The sequence below is a fragment of the Nonomuraea sp. NPDC000554 genome, assembly GCF_040300065.1.
Taxonomy (GTDB): domain Bacteria; phylum Actinomycetota; class Actinomycetes; order Streptosporangiales; family Streptosporangiaceae; genus Nonomuraea.
Map to the genome: position 1 here is coordinate 1 of NZ_JBEPDC010000019.1, position 18,808 is coordinate 18,808.

At 71.1% G+C, this 18,808-nt stretch carries 15 protein-coding genes, 5 tRNA genes and 1 riboswitch; of the genes, 11 read left to right on the top strand and 9 right to left on the bottom strand.

The genetic code is table 11. From position 1 onward, the window contains the following. Positions 1 to 98: 98 nt before the first annotated feature. Positions 99 to 174 (bottom strand) — tRNA-Pro (locus tag ABT294_RS31285). A gap of 563 nt (positions 175 to 737) precedes the next feature. On the opposite strand from ABT294_RS31285, the gene ABT294_RS31290 reads away from it, so the two are divergent. After that, positions 738 to 1,490, top strand: a complete 753-nt coding sequence (locus ABT294_RS31290; RefSeq protein ID WP_350809891.1) for a DsbA family protein — start codon at positions 738 to 740, stop codon at positions 1,488 to 1,490. Then, positions 1,487 to 2,302: a cytochrome c biogenesis CcdA family protein gene (locus ABT294_RS31295; protein ID WP_350809892.1), complete on the top strand. Its 816-nt coding sequence runs from the start codon at positions 1,487 to 1,489 to the stop codon at positions 2,300 to 2,302. Before ABT294_RS31290 ends, ABT294_RS31295 begins: the two co-directional genes overlap by 4 nt. Positions 2,303 to 2,412: 110 nt before the next feature. Here the strand turns inward: ABT294_RS31295 and ABT294_RS31300 are convergent, their stop codons facing one another. Beyond that, positions 2,413 to 2,946 (bottom strand): CGNR zinc finger domain-containing protein, encoded by a 534-nt coding sequence (locus ABT294_RS31300; RefSeq protein ID WP_350809893.1) that lies wholly within the window; start codon positions 2,944 to 2,946, stop codon positions 2,413 to 2,415. An 82-nt stretch (positions 2,947 to 3,028) separates the two neighbouring features. Here ABT294_RS31300 and ABT294_RS31305 point away from each other — a divergent pair, with 82 nt between their 5' ends. After that, on the top strand, positions 3,029 to 3,901 hold the full coding sequence (locus ABT294_RS31305) for a DMT family transporter (protein WP_350809894.1): 873 nt from the start codon (positions 3,029 to 3,031) through the stop codon (positions 3,899 to 3,901). Positions 3,902 to 3,904: 3 nt separating this feature from the next. Here ABT294_RS31305 and ABT294_RS31310 read toward each other — a convergent pair whose 3' ends face one another. The 7 genes from ABT294_RS31310 to ABT294_RS31340 form a co-directional block, all read right to left on the bottom strand. Beyond that, a complete protein-coding gene (locus tag ABT294_RS31310; RefSeq protein ID WP_350809895.1) occupies positions 3,905 to 4,996 on the bottom strand; it encodes a mechanosensitive ion channel family protein in 1,092 nt (363 codons plus the stop codon). Between the two features lie 11 nt (positions 4,997 to 5,007). Further along, entirely contained in the window at positions 5,008 to 6,003 is a 996-nt protein-coding gene (locus tag ABT294_RS31315; protein ID WP_350809896.1) for a ribonucleotide-diphosphate reductase subunit beta, read from the bottom strand. A 29-nt stretch (positions 6,004 to 6,032) separates the two neighbouring features. Then, positions 6,033 to 8,210, bottom strand: a complete 2,178-nt coding sequence (locus tag ABT294_RS31320) for a ribonucleoside-diphosphate reductase subunit alpha (protein ID WP_350809897.1) — start codon at positions 8,208 to 8,210, stop codon at positions 6,033 to 6,035. 110 nt (positions 8,211 to 8,320) lie between these two features. Further along, a riboswitch (cobalamin riboswitch) is annotated at positions 8,321 to 8,515 on the bottom strand. A 4-nt stretch (positions 8,516 to 8,519) separates the two neighbouring features. Further along, positions 8,520 to 9,470 (bottom strand): tripartite tricarboxylate transporter substrate-binding protein, encoded by a 951-nt coding sequence (locus ABT294_RS31325; protein WP_350809898.1) that lies wholly within the window; start codon positions 9,468 to 9,470, stop codon positions 8,520 to 8,522. A gap of 119 nt (positions 9,471 to 9,589) precedes the next feature. Beyond that, a complete protein-coding gene (locus ABT294_RS31330; RefSeq protein ID WP_350809899.1) occupies positions 9,590 to 10,354 on the bottom strand; it encodes an SAM-dependent methyltransferase in 765 nt (254 codons plus the stop codon). 97 nt (positions 10,355 to 10,451) lie between these two features. After that, the gene (gene glmS, locus ABT294_RS31335) at positions 10,452 to 12,272 is read right to left on the bottom strand and encodes a glutamine--fructose-6-phosphate transaminase (isomerizing) (RefSeq protein ID WP_350809900.1); all 1,821 of its coding nucleotides are present in this window, start codon (positions 12,270 to 12,272) and stop codon (positions 10,452 to 10,454) included. 12 nt (positions 12,273 to 12,284) lie between these two features. After that, entirely contained in the window at positions 12,285 to 12,560 is a 276-nt protein-coding gene (locus tag ABT294_RS31340) for a hypothetical protein (protein ID WP_350809901.1), read from the bottom strand. 488 nt (positions 12,561 to 13,048) lie between these two features. Between ABT294_RS31340 and ABT294_RS31345 the strand changes: the two genes are divergently transcribed. The 8 genes from ABT294_RS31345 (at position 13,049) to tgmC (ending at position 18,718) form a co-directional block, all read left to right on the top strand. Then, a complete protein-coding gene (locus tag ABT294_RS31345) occupies positions 13,049 to 15,460 on the top strand; it encodes an N-acetylmuramoyl-L-alanine amidase (protein WP_502912177.1) in 2,412 nt (803 codons plus the stop codon). Positions 15,461 to 15,560: 100 nt separating this feature from the next. After that, a tRNA-Gly gene (locus ABT294_RS31350) sits at positions 15,561 to 15,632 on the top strand. Positions 15,633 to 15,649: 17 nt separating this feature from the next. Beyond that, positions 15,650 to 15,720, top strand: a tRNA-Cys gene (locus ABT294_RS31355). 52 nt (positions 15,721 to 15,772) lie between these two features. Next, positions 15,773 to 15,844, top strand: a tRNA-Gly gene (locus tag ABT294_RS31360). 19 nt (positions 15,845 to 15,863) lie between these two features. Then, a tRNA-Val gene (locus ABT294_RS31365) sits at positions 15,864 to 15,938 on the top strand. Between the two features lie 400 nt (positions 15,939 to 16,338). Then, positions 16,339 to 16,626 carry a putative ATP-grasp-modified RiPP gene (tgmA, locus tag ABT294_RS31370; protein WP_350809903.1) on the top strand — a complete coding sequence of 96 codons (288 nt, stop codon included), beginning with the start codon at positions 16,339 to 16,341 and terminating at the stop codon, positions 16,624 to 16,626. Continuing rightward, positions 16,626 to 17,585, top strand: a complete 960-nt coding sequence (gene tgmB / locus ABT294_RS31375; RefSeq protein WP_350809904.1) for an ATP-grasp ribosomal peptide maturase — start codon at positions 16,626 to 16,628, stop codon at positions 17,583 to 17,585. The genes tgmA and tgmB overlap by 1 nt, the downstream gene beginning before the upstream one ends. Further along, positions 17,582 to 18,718 (top strand): ATP-grasp peptide maturase system methyltransferase, encoded by a 1,137-nt coding sequence (gene tgmC, locus ABT294_RS31380; RefSeq protein WP_350809905.1) that lies wholly within the window; start codon positions 17,582 to 17,584, stop codon positions 18,716 to 18,718. The genes tgmB and tgmC overlap by 4 nt, the downstream gene beginning before the upstream one ends. Positions 18,719 to 18,808 lie beyond the last annotated feature (90 nt).

The window sequence follows — 18,808 nt, forward strand, 5'->3', positions numbered from 1 at the left end:
TGACCATCGACCCCACCCGCGACTACCAGCCCCAAGACAAGAGAAAACCCCCGAACCCGTAGGTTCGAGGGTTTCCGATGTCCTGAGACATCACATCGTCCGAGTGGCAGGATTCGAACCTGCGATACTCCTGCTCCCAAGGCAGGCGGGTTGACCTGACTACCCCACACCCGGTCTGTCAACAAAGAAGCCGCCTCGGGCTGCTGCCCGGAGCGGCTTTCCCGGTGAATCCTTTCGGTGTCACCCGGAAGCCTGTCTGCGCACGCCCATGAGCTCCGTGCGGCACGGTTCTGGCAATGTGCTCACTGGTCAGCGCCTTTCTTGTCGTGCTGGACGCTGTCCACCGTAACTGCGTGATCTCCAAATCCGCCACACATTTTCGGCAACCCAGTAAAGATAAGGAAATGCCAGTAATTCCACGATCGAAGCGGCTGGGGGCGCGTCGTTCCTGTTGAGACTCGTGCCATTCTTCGGCGCGCCGGTCATCGCGCTCTGCGCGACCCTCGCCGGCTTCCTGGCGGTCGTCACGGGGCTCTGGGCGTTGGTGGCCGTGGCGGTGCGGAGCCGGGCTGCCGTCCCGGATGGCTGCTGCCTCTGGGGGCCGCCGTGCTGCCCGCCAGCGTCGCGTGCTTGAACAGCGCCGAGATCGACCGGCGTGGAAGCGGCGGCGGCTGGACACGCCGCAGCGGGCTGGCGGTTCGCCACGGCAGGGCGGACGGTCGGCGATGATGGGGCAGATGACTGACGAACACCGAGGCGGCGGGTCACGGCGCCGCGTGCTGGCCGGGGCCCTGACGGGGGCGGCGGCGCTGGTGGTGCTGGGCGTCGCCGCGCTGAACCGCGGCGACGGCGCGCCGGCCGGGCCAGCCTCGCGGGCGGGCTCCACGAGCGCCGCGACACCGGCCGCCAGCGCGGGCCGGACGGCCGCGGCGAGCGCGGAGCCGACCGGGTCGCCGGTGCCGACCTGGGAGGGTCCGACCCCGCCGCCCATCGACCCGAAGCTGTCCAAGGGGTCCGACCGGGCGCCGGTCACGATCGTCGAGTTCGGCGACTTCGACTGCCCGAACTGCCGCCACTACGCGCAGACGATCGCGCCCGCGTTGAAGCGCGAGTACCTCGACCGGGGCGTCATCCGGATCTTCTGGCGCGACTCCCCCATCAGGGGCCGCGACTCGGTGCGGGCCGCGGTCGCGGGACGGGCCGCCGCCAGGCAGGGGCGGTTCTGGGAGTTCCACGACGCGATGTTCGCGGGACGTCCGCGTCTCGACGACGAGGGCCTGCGGGCCGCCGCCACGCGGGCCGGCCTGGACGTGGCGAGGTTCGACGCCGACCGCCTCGACCCCGCGCTGAAGCGGCTGGTGGACGCCGACCTGAACTTCGCCCTCCAGCTCGGCCTGCCCGGCACCCCGGCCTTTCTCATCAACGGCCGGCTGCTGTTCGGCGCGCAGCCGCTGGCCACGTTCAAGCGGGCGATCGAGAAGGCCCGATGACGGATCTCGGGTACGCGGCGGCGTTCCTGGGCGGCCTGTTCTCTCTGTTCAGCCCGTGCGGGGCGCTACTCCTTCCGGCCTTCTTCGGCTACGCCTTCCCCGGCGGCAGGGCGCTGGCGGGCAGGACGCTGCTGTTCTACGCGGGGCTGTGCGCGGTGCTGGTGCCGCTCGGGATGGGGTCCGCCCAGGCCAGCCGCCTGTTATACGGCCACCAGGAGCTCGTCGTCACGGTGGCGGGCTGGGCGCTGATCGGGTTCGGCGTCCTGCAGATGGCCGGCCAGGGCTGGACGTTCCGGCCGCTGGAGCGGCTCAGGACGCTGGCCAGAGGTGATTCGCCCGCCGCGGTGCTGCTGCTGGGGGCGGTGTCGGGGGTGGGCGGCTTCTGCGCGGGCCCGGTGCTGGGAGCGGTCCTCACGGTCGCCGCGGCCTCCGGTGCGAGCCTGCGCGGCGCCGCGCTGCTGGCGGTGTACGCGGCGGGCATGGCGGCGCCGCTGATGCTGCTCGCCGCCCTGTGGCAGCGGTACGACCTGGGCCGCAGGCGCTGGCTCCGCGGCCACGGCCTGCGCCTGGGCCGGTTCCGCCTGCACACCACGTCGCTGCTGTCGGGCCTGGTCTTCGCCGGGCTCGGCGTCCTGTTCCTGCTCTCGGACGGCACCCGCGCCCTCGCCGTCCCGCTCCCCGACGACTGGGAGGCGGGGCTCCAGTCGGCGGCCCTCGGGAGCGACCTGCCCGACCTGCTCGTGGTCGCGGCGGCGGGGCTCACGCTGGTGGGCGTCACGGCCTGGCGCCTGGCCCGCCGTCCGGAGAGGTAACAGGCGGGCCCCCGCCATCTGACTCGCCGCCCGATGAGGCAGCCGGCGAGCCCCCGCCGCCAGGCGAGCCCTCTCCGTCTGAACTCACCGCCGGGGAGGTGGCCGGGGCGCTACCCTCGCCGGCGGGCGCGGAACCCGGCGGCCTTGGCGCGGTTGCCGCACTCCTGCATGTCGCACCAGCGCCGCGACGAGCCGCGCGACACGTCGAGGTAGAGCCGGGTGCACGCCTCGCCGCCGCACTCCTTGACCCGCGCGGCGAGCGGCCCGCCCAGCAGCTCGATCGCGGCCCTGGCCACCGTCGACAGGGCGGCGTCGAGGTCGCCCGCGCGCTCGACCTCGCCGTCGGCGCGCAGCAGGACCCCGGCAGGCGGGCCGGCCGCGGCGCGGTTGACCAGCTCGCGATCCGCAGAGGAACGGCCGGCCGAAGGGACCGCCAGGCGGTAGACGGCCTCTCTGAGAGCCTTCCCGGTCGCGAGGGCGGATTCGTCCACGTGCGGCGGGGTGTCGAGGATGCCTGCCTGGACGGTCCATCGGGCCAGGTCGTCCGGCCCGTCGAGCAGATCGGAGCGGTCGGAACGGCGGTGGCTGACCGTGCCCGCCAGGTCGAGGCCGAGATTGCCGCTGATGAACGTGAAGCTCCTCACACCCTCATGATAACCACCTTGACAGGTTATTCGCTGACGAGGAAGGCTGAGATAACCGATCTGGCAGGTTATGGAGGCGAGCGTGGCTGTCGGCGTGGCGGAGACGCGGTCCAGGGCGTCGGCGATCCTGCCGCCGCTGTTCGTGGTGATGTGGAGCAGCGCCTTCATCGCCGGGGTCATCGGTGTCGGCGCCGCTCCCCCGCTACTGCTCACGTTCGCCAGGTTCGCCTTCGCCGGGCTGCTGCTGGGCGGCTTCGCGCTGGCCGTGCGGGCGCCGTGGCCGAAGGGACGGCAGCTCGCGCACGTGGTGGTGGCCGGGCTGCTGGTCCAGGCGGTGCAGTTCGGCGCCTTCTACACGGCGATGGGGATGCGCATACCCGCCGCCGTGCTCGCCCTGGTGCAGGGGCTGAACCCGGTGGTGATCGCACTGGTGGCCGGCCGGTTCCTGGGCGAGCGGGTGACGCCCCGCCAGTGGGCGGGCTTCGGGCTCGGCGCGGCGGGCGTGGGGCTGGCCGTCGCCGACCGGCTGAGCCTGTCGCCGGCGGGCGTGGCGTTGAGCGTCGTCGGTCTGCTCGGGCTCAGCCTGGGCACGGTCTACCAGAAGCGGTTCGCGTCCGGCATGGACGTGCGGACCGGCACCGCGGTCCAGTTCCTGGCCGCCGCGCCGCTCGTGGCGGTGGCGTCGCTGCTGTTCGAGACGCCGCACGTCAGCGACTGGGCCGGCTTCTCCTGGGCCGTGGCATGGCTGGTGCTGGTGAACTCGATCGGCGCGTTCCTGCTGCTCAACACCATGTTGCGGAACGCGCCCGCGAGCCGGGTCAGCACCGTGTTCTTCCTCACCCCCGCCGTGACGGCCGTCATGGCCTGGCTGCTGGTGGGCCAGTTGCTGCCCGCGCTGGCGCTGGTGGGGCTGGCGGTCGGCGGGGCGGGGGTCCTGCTCGCCAACCGCCGCTGACCCTCAGCCGCGGTCGCCGGGCGTGGACCAGGTCGCCGCGGGCCGGCCCTCGTCGGGCATCTCGACGCGGAAGCGGGGCAGCGCGTCGGGGTAGTTCTCCCTGATGTAGGTGACCAGGTGCTCGCGCACGTCGCACTTGAGGTCCCAGGCCGAGGGCGAGTCGGCGGCGCTCATCAGCGCCCGCAGCTCGATCAGCCCGTTCTTCTGCACGTCGGTGACCTGGAGGGTCCAGTCCTTCTGGTCCCACAGCGGGTTGCCCTGGATGTACCTGTGCAGCTCGTCGCGGAGCTTGGCCACCGGCACCGACCAGTCGACGCGCAGGTGGACCACGGCGACGACCTGGCTGCCGTGCCTGGTCCAGTTCTCGAACGGGTTCTGCGTGAAGTAGGAGACGGGCAGGACGAGGCGGCGCTCGTCCCACAGCCGCAGCACGACGTAGGTGAGCGTGAGCTCCTCGATCCTGCCCCACTCGTTGTTGACGACGACCACGTCATCAAGGCGCAGCGCGTCGCTGAAGGCGAGCTGGAGCCCCGCCAGCATGTTGCCGAGGGTCGGCTGGGCGGCGATGCCGACCACCGCGCCCGCGATGCCGGCCGAGGCGAGCAGCCCGGCGCCCAGCGCCCGGACCTGCGGGAAGGAGAAGAGCATCGCGCCCAGCGCGATCACGATGATGACCGCGGCGGCGACCCGGCGGACCAGCCCGATCTGGGTCCTGATCCGCCGCGCCCGGCGGTTGCCCTCCCCCTGGACCAGCACCAGCCGGTCGAGGACGACGTCGGTCAGCGCGTAGCTGGCCTGGACGATCAGCCACGTCACGCTGGCGATGGTGAGCAGCGCGAGCACCTGGTCGACGGTGCTGCCGAGGCTGCGTTCCTGCTGCGTGTCGCCGAACATGCCGGGCCCGAACACCACGTTGAACGCCGCCACGGCGGCCACCGCGAAGGCGGGCCAGGTGCAGTGCTCCACGAGGTGCCGCGCGAGCGCCCACTTGCGCCCGGCCCTCGACAGGATCCGACGGGCCACCTCCACCACCAGGATCGAGCCGATCACAGAGACGATGAGGATGGGCCAGTCGGATGGCGACTGCACTGTCATACCCCCAATGTCTAGAAGGTTTCGTCAAATGTCACATTGCCCTCAACGGCTACTTGGTAAGCAGAAACACGACGTTCGAAGAAGTTGGCCAACTCCTGCACGTCCTGCAACTCCATGAACGCGAACGGGTTGGCCGTACCGTACCTCCTGGACAGGCCCAGCCGGGCCAGCCGCTGGTCGGCGACGTATTCGAGATATTCACGCATCTGGTCGACGCTCATGCCCGGCATGCCGTCGCCGCACAGGTCGCGGGCGAAGGCCAGTTCGGCTGCGACAGCTTCCTCGATCATGCTGGTCACCTGCTCGCCCAGCTTGTCGTCGAACAGCTCGGGCTCCTCGGCCCTGACCGTGTCGACCACGCTGAAGGCGAACTCCATGTGCATGGACTCGTCGCGGAACACCCAGTTCGTGCCGGTGGCCAGGCCGCCGAGCAGCCCGCGAGAGCGGAACCAGTATACGTAGGCGAACGCGCCGTAGAAGAAGAGTCCCTCGATGCAGGCGGCGAAGCAGATCAGGTTGAGCAGGAACTGTCTGCGCTGCTCAGCGGTCTCCAGGTGCTGGAGTCCGTTGATCGAGTCGATCCACTTGAAGCAGAACTCCGCCTTGTCGCGGATGGACGGGATGTGGTCGATCGCGGCGAACGCCATGACCCGCTCGTCCGGGTCGGGCAGGTACGTGTCGAGCAGCGTCAGGTAGAACTGCACGTGCACGGCCTCCTCGAACAGCTGCCTGCTCAGGTAGAGGCGCGCTTCGGGGGCGTTGACGTGCTGGTAGAGGTTGAGCACCAGGTTGTTGGCGACGATCGAGTCGCCGGTGGCGAAGAAGGCCACCAGGCGGTTGATCAGGTGGCGTTCCTGCGGCGTCATCTTCGCCAGGTCGGCGAGGTCGTTGTGCAGGTCCACCTCCTCCACCGTCCAGGTGTTGCGGATGGCGGCCCGGTAACGCTCGTAGAAGTCGGGGTAGCGCATGGGCCGCAGGGTCAGGTCCATCCCAGGGTCGAGCAGCATGTTTGTCGTCTCTCTCTTCGGTATGGCGGCTACTGGCAGGCTTCGCAGACCTCCGGGTTCTCCAGCGAGCAGGCGATCACGGACTCCAGCGGCTCGGCGGGGGCCGGGACGGACTGGACCGTGGTCTGGGCGATCCGGGTGGCCGGACGGGAGCGCAGGTAGTAGGTGGTCTTCAGGCCCCGCTTCCAGGCGTAGGCGTACATCGAGGAGAGCTTGCCGATGGTGGGGCTGGCCATGAACAGGTTGAGCGACTGCGACTGGTCGATGTACGGCTGCCTGGACGCCGCCAGGTCGATGAGCGCCTTCTGCGGCAGTTCCCAGGCCGTGCGGTAGAGCGCCTTGAGGTCGGCGGGGATGCCGGGGATGTCCTGGACCGAGCCGTCGGCCCGCTTGATGGCGTCGCGCATCTGCTGCGTCCACAGCCCGCGCGCCTGGAGGTCGGCGACCAGGTAGCGGTTGACCTGGAGGAACTCACCCGACAGGGTCTCGCGCTTGAACACGTTGGACACCTGCGGCTCGATGCACTCGTAGCAGCCCGCGATGGAGGCGATGGTGGCCGTCGGCGCGATGGCGACCATCAGCGAGTTGCGCAGGCCGTTGGCGGCGATCTTCTCGCGCAGGGCGTCCCACCGCTCGCCGGTTCCCGCCGCGTAGTGGTCGGGGTGCAGGACGCCGAGCGCCGCCCGGGTGTCGGCGTACGACGCGTGCCTGCCCCGCTCGACGGCCAGGTCGGCGGACGTGTCGTAGGCCGCCAGCGCGATCTCCTCGGCGATGCGGGTGGACAGCTCCAGCGCCTCGGGCGAGTCGAACGGCAGCCTGAGGGTGAACAGGACGTCGGCCAGGCCCATCACGCCGAGGCCGATCGGACGCCAGCGCAGGTTGGCGGCCTCCGCCTCGGGGGTGGGGTAGAAGCCCAGGTCGATGGTCCTGTCGAGGAAGCGCACGGCGGTCCTGACGGTCCGGCCGAGCCGCCCCCAGTCGAGGCCGTCAGGGGTGACGTGGGCGGCGAGGTTGATCGAGCCCAGGTTGCAGACGGCCGTCTCGCCGTCGCTGGTGACCTCAAGGATCTCCGTGCACAGGTTCGACAGGTGGATGACGTTCTCGGGGCGGGCGGTCTGGTTGGAGGTGCGGTTGGCCGCGTCCTTGAAGGTCATCCAGCCGTTGCCGGTCTGGGCCAGCGTGCGCATCATCCGGCCGTAGAGCGTCCGGGCGGGGATCTGGCGGGTGAACCGGCCCTGGGCCTCGTACGCCCGGTACGCCTGGGTGAAGGCGTCGCCGTACAGGTCCGTGAGGTCCGGGACGTCCTTGGGGTCGAACAGCGACCAGACCTCGTCGGCCTCCACCCGGCGCATGAACTCGTCGGGCACCCAGTTGGCCAGGTTCAGGTTGTGGGTGCGGCGGGCGTCCTCGCCGGTGTTGTCGCGCAGCTCCAGGAACTCCTCGATGTCGGCGTGCCAGGTCTCCAGGTACACGCAGGCCGCGCCCTTGCGCCGGCCGCCCTGGTTGACCGCCGCGACCGACGAGTCGAGCGTGCGCAGCCACGGCACGATGCCGTTCGAATGCCCGTTGGTGCCCCTGATCAGCGAGCCACGCGAGCGCACCCGCGTCCACGAGATGCCGATGCCGCCGGCGTACTTCGACAGCCGCGCCACCTGCCCGTACCTTTCGTAGATCGCCTCCAGCTCGTCCCTCGGGGAGTCGAGCAGGAAGCACGACGACAGCTGGGGCCTGCGCGCGCCCGAGTTGAACAGCGTCGGCGAGCTGGGCAGGTACGACAGCGTCGACATCAGCGCGTACAGCTCGGCCGCCTCCGCGACCGACTCCGACAGCCCGCACGCCACCCGCAGGAAGAAGTGCTGCGGCCGTTCCAGCACCGCCCGCGTGCGCGGGTGCCGCAGCAGGTAGCGGTCGTAGACGGTGCGCAGGCCGAAGTACTCGAACCGCGCGTCGGCCTCGTCGGAGACCAGCGCGTCCAGCTCGGGGGCGTGGGCGGCGACGAACTCCGCCAGCGCGTCCTGGACCAGCCCGGCCGCGTGCGTGGCGGCGACCGACTCGGAGAAGGTCCGCACCCCGTGGCCGGCCGCCTCGTCGGCGATCTCCTCGGCCAGCAGGCGGGCGGCGACCCGGGAGTTGGCCGGGTCGGCGATCACCCGCGCGGCGGCCTCCTCGATGGCCAGCCTGCGGTCGCCCTCAACGATCTGCGTCACGTGCTCTCTCCTCGCGAGCTCATCCTCGTGAGGGCACGCGAGAGCGCGGCACGGCATGCGGCCGCGACGCCCCCGGGCCCTCCCTCGAGGCCCTGGACCGTTCAGCCGGGACAGGCCCGGCACCGCTGGCAGGTCTTCGGGCTCGCGGGCAGGCCATGGAGGCGCCTACTGGCCGTCGCTTCCCGGATCGCTCCAGTGCTTGTGACGGCGGTCGTTCCCGCTCACCGCTGCGGGGCAGCCCCGGAATCGCACCGGGTTCCCTTTTGCTCCGCCCTTTGGGGCGAACCAGCGACGAGCAGGATCCTACATCTAGTGGCCGTTCCCGCAACTGCCCCAGCATGTTGTGCCGGGCGTGTCGAGCAGACCGAGGTCGCGGAGCACCGCCCTGGTGCGGTCGATCTCGGACGTGAGCCACTTCTCGAAGTCGTCGCCGCTGAGCGGGATCGGGTTCCAGCCGCCGGCGCGGCACGCCGCCTGCCACGCCCGGGAGCCGCAGACGTCGTCGCACATCTGGATGGCGGCGGCGCGGCTGTCGTCCGACATGCTGTCGGGGCCGACGGCGGCGCACCAGTCGGCGAAGTCCACCCGCACCCCCGACTCCAGCAGCGTCGGCGCGTCCAGGCCGACGGCCCGCTCGGCGGAGGAGACGGCGAGCACCCTGACCTGGTGCCCGTCGATACTGGGACGCCAGTCGGCCAGGGTCCCGGCGGCGGCCGTGGCCTTGCCGCCGAGCAGCGCCGTCGCGGCCGCCGCGCTGTTGCGGTAGCCGGTGTAGTCGACCTTGCGGGCGTCGGCGCCCAGCCCCTTGGCGATCAGCCCGAAGAGCAGGTGGTCGGGCCCGCCCTGGCGGCCTCCGGCGAGCTGCGTCTGGTCGGGCTGGGCGACCAGGTGGGCGCCGAACTCGTCGAAGTTCCTGAAGCGGGAGGTGGCGGGCACGACCACGACCTCGACGTCGCCGGTGAGCCTGGCCAGCGGGGTCGCGGTGTCGAGCAGGGACAGGCCGTTGTTCATGTCGGCGGCGGCCAGGGCGGGCAGGCCCGTGACGGTGACCTTGGTGACCGGCGCCTGGGACGTGACGGCGTACCCGGCCTCGCGAGCGCACCTGACGAGGGTCGCGGCGACCCTGGCCCAGCGCTCGCCGCCCGCTCCGATGGCGAACCGGGCGCGGGGGCCCACCGTGCCGGTGGCCGCGTACTCGGTGCCGCAGCCCGCAAGGAGCGCGGCGCCCCATCCGAGTGCGAAGAACCGTCGACGGCGCATGGCGTCCCACCCCCGAACCTCGCGATATCCCCCATTACTAGAAGTTATTGACAGTAAACGCGCTGCTACACATCAGGGGCGTCGTAGGATGCGTTCACGAAATCTCGCGAAATTTGGAGTTATTGGGGTTTTGCGGCTTTTTGCGCGACACCTGCGAGCAGGCACGAGGCCGGGGACGGGCGGCCGACGAGCCTGGGCCGGTCCGGACGCCAGTCCGCCGCCTGCACCAAACCTGGTGAAACCATAGTGAAATCCCCGAAGAACTCCCGGATCTCCTGCGGGGTCCTGTCGGTGCCACCCGGCCCCCGGTGGACCCCCAGCGTTCCGGGGCCCTGGGCGCGCACGAGCGAGGTGGCGTGCGTGAGCACGAGGTGGCTGCCCGGCGCGACCGCGTCACGGAGCCTCGCCACCATCGCGTGCGGCTCGTCCAGCACGAAGTGCAGGACCGACACCAGCAGCAGCCCCACCGGCTGCGACAGGTCGAGGAACCCGGCGGCCCTGCCCAGCACGTCGTCGGTGTCGAGCAGGTCGGCCTCGAGCATCACGGCGCCGTCCCCGGCCTCCAGCAGCGCGCGGCCGTGCGCGGCGACCACCGGGTCGCGCTCGACGTAGACGACCCTGGAGCCGAGCGCGACCTCGTGCGCGTTGCCCTGGGTCGGCAGCCCGCCGCCCAGGTGCAGGAACTGCCGGATTCCGGTGCCGGTGAGGTAGCGCACCGCGCGCTGGAGGAAGGCCCGGTTGGCGCGTGCCACCGGGACCGCCTCCGGAAGCAGCTCGGCCAGCGTGTCGATGGCTTCGCGGTCGATGGCGAAGTTGTCCTTGCCGCCGAGCAGGTAGTCGTACATCCGGGCGAGGTTCGGTGTGTGAGAGTCGAACTCCGGCACATCGCGATCTTAGATCGTTCAGGCCCCGTTAACACGAGCTACGTTCCGATTGTGGCCGTTTTGGTGAGTTTCCCGTTTCCGGGCCGCAGCTGATCCGCTACTCGACCGTGACGCTCTTGGCCAGGTTGCGGGGCTTGTCGACGTCCCGGCCGAGCGCGACGGCGGCGTGGTAGGCCAGGAGCTGGAGCGGGATCGTCAGCAGGATCGGGTCCAGCTCGATCTCGTTCTTCGGCACCACGATGACGTCGTCGGCCAGCTTGGCGTCAGGCTCGCGGTGGCCGACCATGAGCACCTGGCCGCCGCGGGCGCGGATCTCGCCGAGCGTGGTGAGGTTCTTGTCGAGCAGCTCGTCGTCGGGGACGATCGCGACCGTCGGCATCTCCGGGCCGATCAGCGCGAGCGGGCCGTGCTTCAGCTCGCTCGCCGGATACGCCTCGGCGTGGACGTAGGAGATCTCCTTGAGCTTCTGCGCCCCCTCGCGGGCCACCGGGTAGCCGCGGACCCGGCCGACGAACATCATGCTGGGGTTCTTGGCGTACTTCTGCGCCAGCTCGGCGATCTTGTCGCTCTGCGCGAGGATCTCCTCGATCTGGCCGGGGAGCCTGCGCAGGCCCTCGCAGATGCGGCGGCCGTCGGCGGGCGACAGGTCGTGCACCCGGCCGAAGTGCAGCGCCAGCAGCACGAAGGCCAGCGAGGTCGAGGTGAACGCCTTGGTCGAGGCGACCGACACCTCGGGGCCCGCGTGCAGGTAGACGCCGCCGTCGACCTCGCGGGCGATCGCGCTGCCGACCGCGTTGACGATGCCGATCACCCGGCCGCCCTTGCGTTTGAGCTCCTGCACGGCGGCCAGCGTGTCGTAGGTCTCGCCCGACTGGCTGATCGCGACGTAGAGCGTGTCGGGGTCCACGACCGGGTTGCGGTAGCGGAACTCGCTGGCGGGCTCGGCGTCGGCCGGGATGCGGGCCAGCTCCTCGATGAGCTGGGCGCCGATCTGGCCCGAGTAGTAGGCCGACCCGCAGCCGATGATCTTCACGCGGCGGAAGGAGCGGGTCTCGCGGGCGTCCATGTTGAGGCCGCCCAGGTGGGCGATGTGGAAGCGCTCGTCCAGGCGTCCGCGCATGGTGCGGGCCACCGTGTCGGGCTGCTCGGAGATCTCCTTGAGCAGGTAGTGCTCGTAGCCGCCGGTGTCGTAGTGGCCGGCGTCCCAGTCGACCGTGAGCGGCTCCTTGGCGGTCTCGCGGGCGTCGCTGGCGAAGGTGTGGAAGCCGTCGGCCTTGAGCACGGCCAGCTCGCCGTCCTCCAGGTGGACGACCTGCCGGGTGTAGCGGACCAGCGCGGCCACGTCCGAGGCGGCGAACATCTCCTTCTCGCCGATGCCGAGCACGATGGGGCTGCCGTTGCGCGCCACGACCACCTCGCCGGGCCGCTCGGCGTCGATCACCGCGATGCCGTACGTGCCGACGACGCTCTTGAGCGCCTTCCTGACCGCCTCCTCCAGGGAGTCGTTCTCGCGGGCGGTGCGGGCGATCAGGTGCGCGAGCACCTCGGTGTCGGTCTCGGAGGCGAACTCCACCCCGTCGGCCACCAGCTTGGCGCGCAGCTCGTCGGCGTTCTCGATGATGCCGTTGTGGACGACCGCGATGCGCTCGTCGGCCGACAGGTGAGGATGCGCGTTGGCGTCACTGGGCACGCCGTGGGTGGCCCACCGGGTGTGGCCGATGCCGAGGCCGCCCTTGAACCGGGCGGGCACGGCCTTGGCCAGATCGGCCACCCTGCCCTTGACCTTGCGGACCTTGAGCCCCTTGTTCGACACCACGACCCCGGCCGAGTCGTAGCCCCGGTACTCCAGCCGCTGCAGCCCCTCCAGCAGGATGGGCGCCGCGTCCTTGGGCCCCACGTAGGCGACGATTCCGCACATCCAAGCTCTCCTCTATCCGTAGACAATCCGGCGCAGTTGGCGCAGGGACAGCTCGGGAGCCGCCACCCTGCGCCCGCGCAGTTCGGCGGCGACCCTGGGGAAGATCTCGTCGTTGGTGAAGCCTTGCGACTTCAGCTCCGCGTGGCGCCGCCGTACGAACTCCTCGGCCGACTCCGAGAAGTACGACAGCACGTCGGCGACCACGCGCGCCGCCTCCCCCGGGCCGAGACCGCTGGTCCGGCCGAGGTGGGCGATGAGGTCCTCGTAGAGGTTCCGCGCCGTGGACACAGACGAGGACACTACGCATGTCGAAGAAGACACGCCAACATCCTGCCCGAAATCGGGCAGGAATAGCCTCTAGGCGACGCTCACACGTCCCCAACCTTTGTCCAAGCACCGGCAAGCGAATGATCGGCGGCCTGTAAACGCCGCCGCGGGGCCCGCCGTCCCCGCGGGCAGCAGCATCGTCGTGGGCGAGATCGGCGCGACGGCCGTCGCCGTGCCCCCGGATCGAGCGGCCGCTCAGCGGGTTCGTGATCGGATTCGCGACGTCCGAGGTCAACGGCCGGTTCACGGCGGGCACCCAGCGGCTACGGGTCCAGCGGACTCCCCGCGAGCCAGCGGTCGGCGACCACCCCGGCGCGCCCGGCCACTCGGACGCCGAATTCGCCGCCGCCCCACGAGACTCATCCGCATCATCAGCCCCGTCTGACACGCCGTTTAACAGGGAATGACTACGGTGTGTAGCTCGACAGTCGCGTTACGTGGGGGTTGTCATGCTGGTCTGGCTCGCCATCGCGCTCGCCGCCTCCGGCCTCGCCGTGCCGCCGCCGGGGCGGCAGGAGGACTTCGCGCGGGCGGCCAGGGAGTACGGGCTTCCCGTGAGCGTCCTGCTCGCCGTGTCCTACCTGGAGTCGCGGTGGGACGCGCACGCGGGCTCGCCCAGCACGTCCGGCGGCTACGGGCCGATGCACCTCGTGGACGTGCGGGCGGCCGGCAGGCACCTTCGAGCCGCCGCCGCGGACGGCAACGCCACCCGCGGGGACTCTCACGGCGACGCCCGCGAGGCCGCCCGTGGCGGTGCCCGTGACCATGTCCGCCGGGACGCCGACTGGAACGCCCGTGGCGACGATCGCGGAGTCACCCGTGACGACGTCGCCGGGCCGGCCGCTTCGCGCGAGGCGCTGCCGGAGTCGACGTTGCGGCAGGCGGCGGAGCTGACCGGGCTGCGGCAGGCCGTGCTGCGGCGCGACCCGGCCGCGAACATCAGGGCCGGCGCCGCGCTGCTCGCGTCCTACCAGCGGCAGCCCAGCGACGACCCGGCCGCCTGGTACGACGCGGTCGCCCGCTACTCAGGGGCCGGCGACCGGCTCACCGCACGGCGCTTCGCCGACGAGGTGTTCTCCGTGATCGCCGAGGGCGCCACCCGCCGCACCGACGACGGAACCGTGGTGCGCCTCACCGCCGTACCCGGCCTGCGCGTCCCCCGCCCGGACGCCGAGGCGACGGCAACCGGCAACGCCGCAACAGACGGCGGCACAAGGACAGGCGGCGAAGCGGCGACCGGCGGCGGCAGAGTCGCCGAGGGCGGCGCGGCGGTGGGCGGCGACACAGCGGTGAAGGGCGACCACGCAGCAGACGGCGGCGGGGTGGCGGCCGGCGGTGAGGCGGCCGGCGACGGTGAGGTGGTCAGCGGCGGCGGGGTGGTCGGCGGCGAGGTCGCTGAGGGCGGTGGGGCGGGGGATGCGCTGCCTGGGGGGCGGACGGCAGGCGAGGGAGCGGCCGAGTGCCCGGCCTCCCTGGCGTGCCAGTGGATGCCCGCCGCCTTCCGGCGCTTCGACCACCGGACGGACTACGGCAACCACGACAGGGTCCGCGAGTCCCGGCGGATCGACTACATCGTGATCCACGACACCGAAGGCACCTACCAGGGCATCCGGTCGATGGTCCACGACCCCGAGTACGTGAGCTGGCACTACACGATCCGCTCCCGCGACGGACACATCGCCCAGCACGTACGGACCAAGGACATCGCCTGGCACGCCGGCAACTGGGACTTCAACGCCCGTTCGATCGGGATCGAGCACGAGGGATACCTGGCCAGGGGCGGCACCTGGTACACCGAGGCGATGTACCAGGCGTCGGCGAGGCTGGTGAAGTACCTCGCGGCGAAGTACGACATCCCGCTCGACCGGGCGCACATCCTCGGCCACGACAACGTCCCGGGCTCGACGCCCGAGACCCTGCCGGGCATGCACGAGGACCCCGGGCCCTACTGGGACTGGGCGCACTACTTCGACCTGCTGGGCAGCCCGTTCGAAGGGACCGGCCGCGCGGCGACGGAGCTGGTCGACGACACCGGAGTGGGAGGCGACGAGGGGGCGCCGACGCAGGGAGCCGGACGCGGAACCTCCGCACTGAGCGAGGGCCCGCAGCACGGGACGTCCCTGCAGGTCGTGGGGCACGGGACGACCGCGCCGGCCGACAGGGCGCGGCGCGGGACGTCCGCGCCGGCCGTGGGGCCGCAACGCGGGACGCCCGGTCGGAACGGCGGGGCGCAGCGTCCGGCGTCCGTGCTGATCCTGCCCGGCTACGCCGAGAACCGGCCGCACTTCACGGGCTGCTCGGAGAAGCGGCCCTGCGCCGATCAGGGCGCGTCCACGGTGTGGCTGCGCACCGAGCCGCGCGAGGACGCACCGCTGGTCGACGACGTCGGCAAGCGGGTCGGCAAGCCCAGCACCCGCAGCGTCTACGACCACAGCGCCCGCGCCTCGACGGGCCAGCGGTTCGCCGTGGCGGGGACGCAGGGCGACTGGACGGCCATCTGGTACCTGGGGAGCAAGGCCTGGTTCTACAACCCGCCCGCGCAGCCGACGGCCGTACCCGCGAAGGGGCCGCTGGTCACTCCCCTGAAGTCCGGCGTCAGGGTGTACGGCCGCGCCTACCCCGAACAATCCGCCTATCGCGGCAAGGGGGTCACCTATCAGACCCTGACCCCGCTCCCCTACGTGATCCAGCCCGGCCAGCTCTACTCGCTCGGCTTCACCCTGCCGGCCTCCTACTACTCGGCCAACTCCTACAGCCCCGCCAGGCACGTCATGGTCCGAGGCGGCCTGCGCTACCACCAGATCCAGCTCGGGCACCGCGTCGCGTTCGTCAAGGCCGAGGACGTGCGGGTGATCCGCTGAATTCCGCACCCGGTTTTCCCGCCGCCGGACGTTCGCTGCGCACGGGCACTCCGCGAAGACGATATGGTTTTCTCGTGGACCGGTACATCGCCGGAAACACGCGGAAGTGGCTCAGTGGTAGAGCATCACCTTGCCAAGGTGAGGGTCGCGGGTTCGAATCCCGTCTTCCGCTCGGAGGTTCAATCTCCTGGTGGAGTGGCCGAGAGGCGAGGCAGCGGCCTGCAAAGCCGTCTACACGGGTTCAAATCCCGTCTCCACCTCGGTCCCTGGCGGGATAACCGTCAGGATCCGCTAAAGTAGGTCAAGCGTCACGCGGAAGTGGCTCAGTGGTAGAGCATCACCTTGCCAAGGTGAGGGTCGCGGGTTCGAATCCCGTCTTCCGCTCTGAGTTTCAACTCAATACGGACGATTAGCTCAGCGGGAGAGCGCTTCCCTGACACGGAAGAGGTCACTGGTTCAATCCCAGTATCGTCCACCATGCTCCACAGCAGACCTGTGATGGTCTGATCCAGCCCCATGCGTACGGCAGATGCCGGGTGTATGGGGCTTTCTTGTTCCGGGGTTGATCACGAGTGTTGTCGCGTTCGACCGGTTGCCGAATTCCACCCGGCGGGCCATTCCTCTGGGCTGAGGCGGGCATCCTGCTTTTTTCCACCGCCGCGTTGGGTGGCTTCGTCCTCCGCCACCCCCTCTGTCTCGCCGCTGAGGGGCCGCACGACCGGATCCGGTGGAGAAATCTTCTACCCTGCGCTCACCCTCGGTGGTCGCTCGATCACGCTCGCTCTAGGCTGCGCACCATACCCACGGTCAGCGTGGTTCCCGTCCCGCGACCACGACTGGAACCTGCCGGCCGTCCCTCCTCGCATCCTGGAGATCCCATGCACGCGTCCTCCCCCGCCCGTACCGACCAGGCCCCGTGGGGCATGACCCGGCTGAGTCCCTTTCCTCGCGACGCCGACACCGGCGTGCCCTACCGCGTCGAGCTGGATCCCGTCACGCAGACGGGCGTCCACCTCGACCTGGCCACCGGCCGGCCGCTCGACGCAGGCAGGCACGGCACGAACAAACAGCAGGCGTCGGCCACCGAGCCGCCTCACCACCCCGACGGGGACGCGCCGAAGCGTGGCGGCAAGCCCGACTCCGTCACGGACTGGGTATCGGACTGATGCCGACCGCCTCTCCGGTCGCCGTGGTCACCTGCTTGGACGACCCGACCGCCGACCTGGTGCTGGCCGAGCTGCACAGCCGGGGCGTCCCCTGTGTGCGGTTCGACCCGGGGGCCGACTTCCCCCATGACGTCACGCTGGAGACGTCCTTCGACGACCTGGGCATGACCGGCTCGCTCGACACCGCCACGCGCCGTCTGAATCTGGGCGACGTGCGCGCGGTCTACTGGCGGCGCCCGTCGCCCTACCAGCGCCCACCCGGCCTCGACGAGGACACCGGAACCTGGGTGAGCGACCAGTCGCGCTACGGCCTCGGCGGCATCCTGGCCGCCCTCCCCGGCGCGCGCTACCTCAACCACCCCTGGCGCAACCGCGACGCCGAACACAAGCCGGTCCAGCTGGCCACGGCCGCGGCCAGCGGGCTCACGATCCCTCGGACGCTGATCACCAACCGGCTCGACAGCGTCCGGGCCTTCGCCGCCCAGGTCGGCCGGGTCGTGTACAAGCCGCTGTGGTCCACCCCTTGCCGCGGCGCCGATGGGACGTCCCTGACCGTCTGGACCCGCGCCGTCGACGTCACCGCGCTGGACGAACGCGTCGGCGGCGCGGCGCACCTGTTCCAGCAGCAGGTCGACAAGGTCGCCGACGTGCGCGTCACGGTGGTCGGCCGGCGGATCTTCCCGGTGCGGATCGACGGCGCCCCAGGGCTGGACTGGCGGCACGACTACCGCTCGCTCTCCTACCGGCTCGTCGAGGCGCCGCCGTCCGTCGTCAGGGGGATGCGGGCCTACCTCGACGGGTTCGGCCTGCTGTTCGGAGCCTTCGACTTCGCGCTGAGCCGGAACGGCGCGTGGGTGTTCCTGGAGTGCAATCCCAACGGGCAGTGGGCCTGGTTCGACGATCCCCTTTCGCAGCGGATCGTCCGAGCCGTAGCCGATCAACTGGAAGGGGCGTCATGAGAACATTGTTCGACACCAGGCGGCGGGAGCTGGCCGCATGGTTGGCGGCGGAGGACCCCCGGTGGAAGACGGCCGTCGCGGACGTGCCACGCGAGCTGTTCCTGGGCGAGGCGGTCTACCGCGCCGGTGACGGGCCGGACGGGACCGTGTGGGAACCCGTGCGGCGCGACGGGATGACCGCCGAACAGTGGTCGCGGCTGGCCTACGAGGACGCGACCTGGGTGACCCAGATCGGCGGAGTCCTGGCCGAGGACGCCGGCGGCGGCCTGAGCGGCGACCCCACGTCCTCCTCGACGCTGCCCGGCCTGGTCGTGCGGATGCTGGAGGCGGCGGGGATCGGCGACGGCGACAGGGTGCTGGAGATCGGCACCGGCACCGGGTACTCGACCGCGCTCCTGTGCCACCGACTCGGCGACGGCAAGGTGACCAGCATCGAGTACGACCCCGCCGTCGCGCGCCGGGCCCGGTCCGCGCTCACGGCCGCCGGGTGCGCTCCGACGCTGGTCGTCGGCGACGGGCTCGCCGGGTACGAGCCGAACGCCGAGTACGACCGGCTGATCGCGACCTGTTCCGTGCGTTACGTCCCGGCCGCGTGGATGTGGGAGGTCCGCGACGGAGGGACGATCACCGCGCCGCTGGCCGGGTGGATGGGAGGCACGGCGCTGGCGCACATCACGCTGGCCGGTGACGGCACGGCCTGCGGGCGGTTCCCCGCCGACGACATCGGGTTCATGTTCGCCCGTCCGCACGGCCGCCCGCCCCTGTCGTCCTACCTGATCGGCCTCGGTGACGAGCGCGACAGCCTGATCGACCCCCGGCTCCTGGACGACTCGCTGGGCGTGTTCGTGGCCCAGCTCGGCGCTCCCTCGGCCCAGAAGCTGGGCCTTGGAGACGAGATCATCCTTCTGGACGTGGCCACCGGCTCCCAGGCCACCACGCGGCCCTGCGCGGGTGGCTGGACGGTACGCCAGCACGGGCCGCTGCGGCTGTGGGACTCCGTCGAGGACGCCGTCCTGGCCTGGCAGAAGGCCGGCTCGCCGGACTGGTCGGGATTCGGGCTCACGGTCACCCAGGAGGGGCAGCGGGTGTGGCTCGGCAGCCCCAGCGGACCTTCGTGGAACCTACCGGCCTGAGCTTGCCGGCAGCGGCGCCGCGGGAGGCGCCGAGCGCGACCGCGAGCTCCGCCTAGCCGCCGCGGGCCGTCCCGGACGAGGTGGCGGACG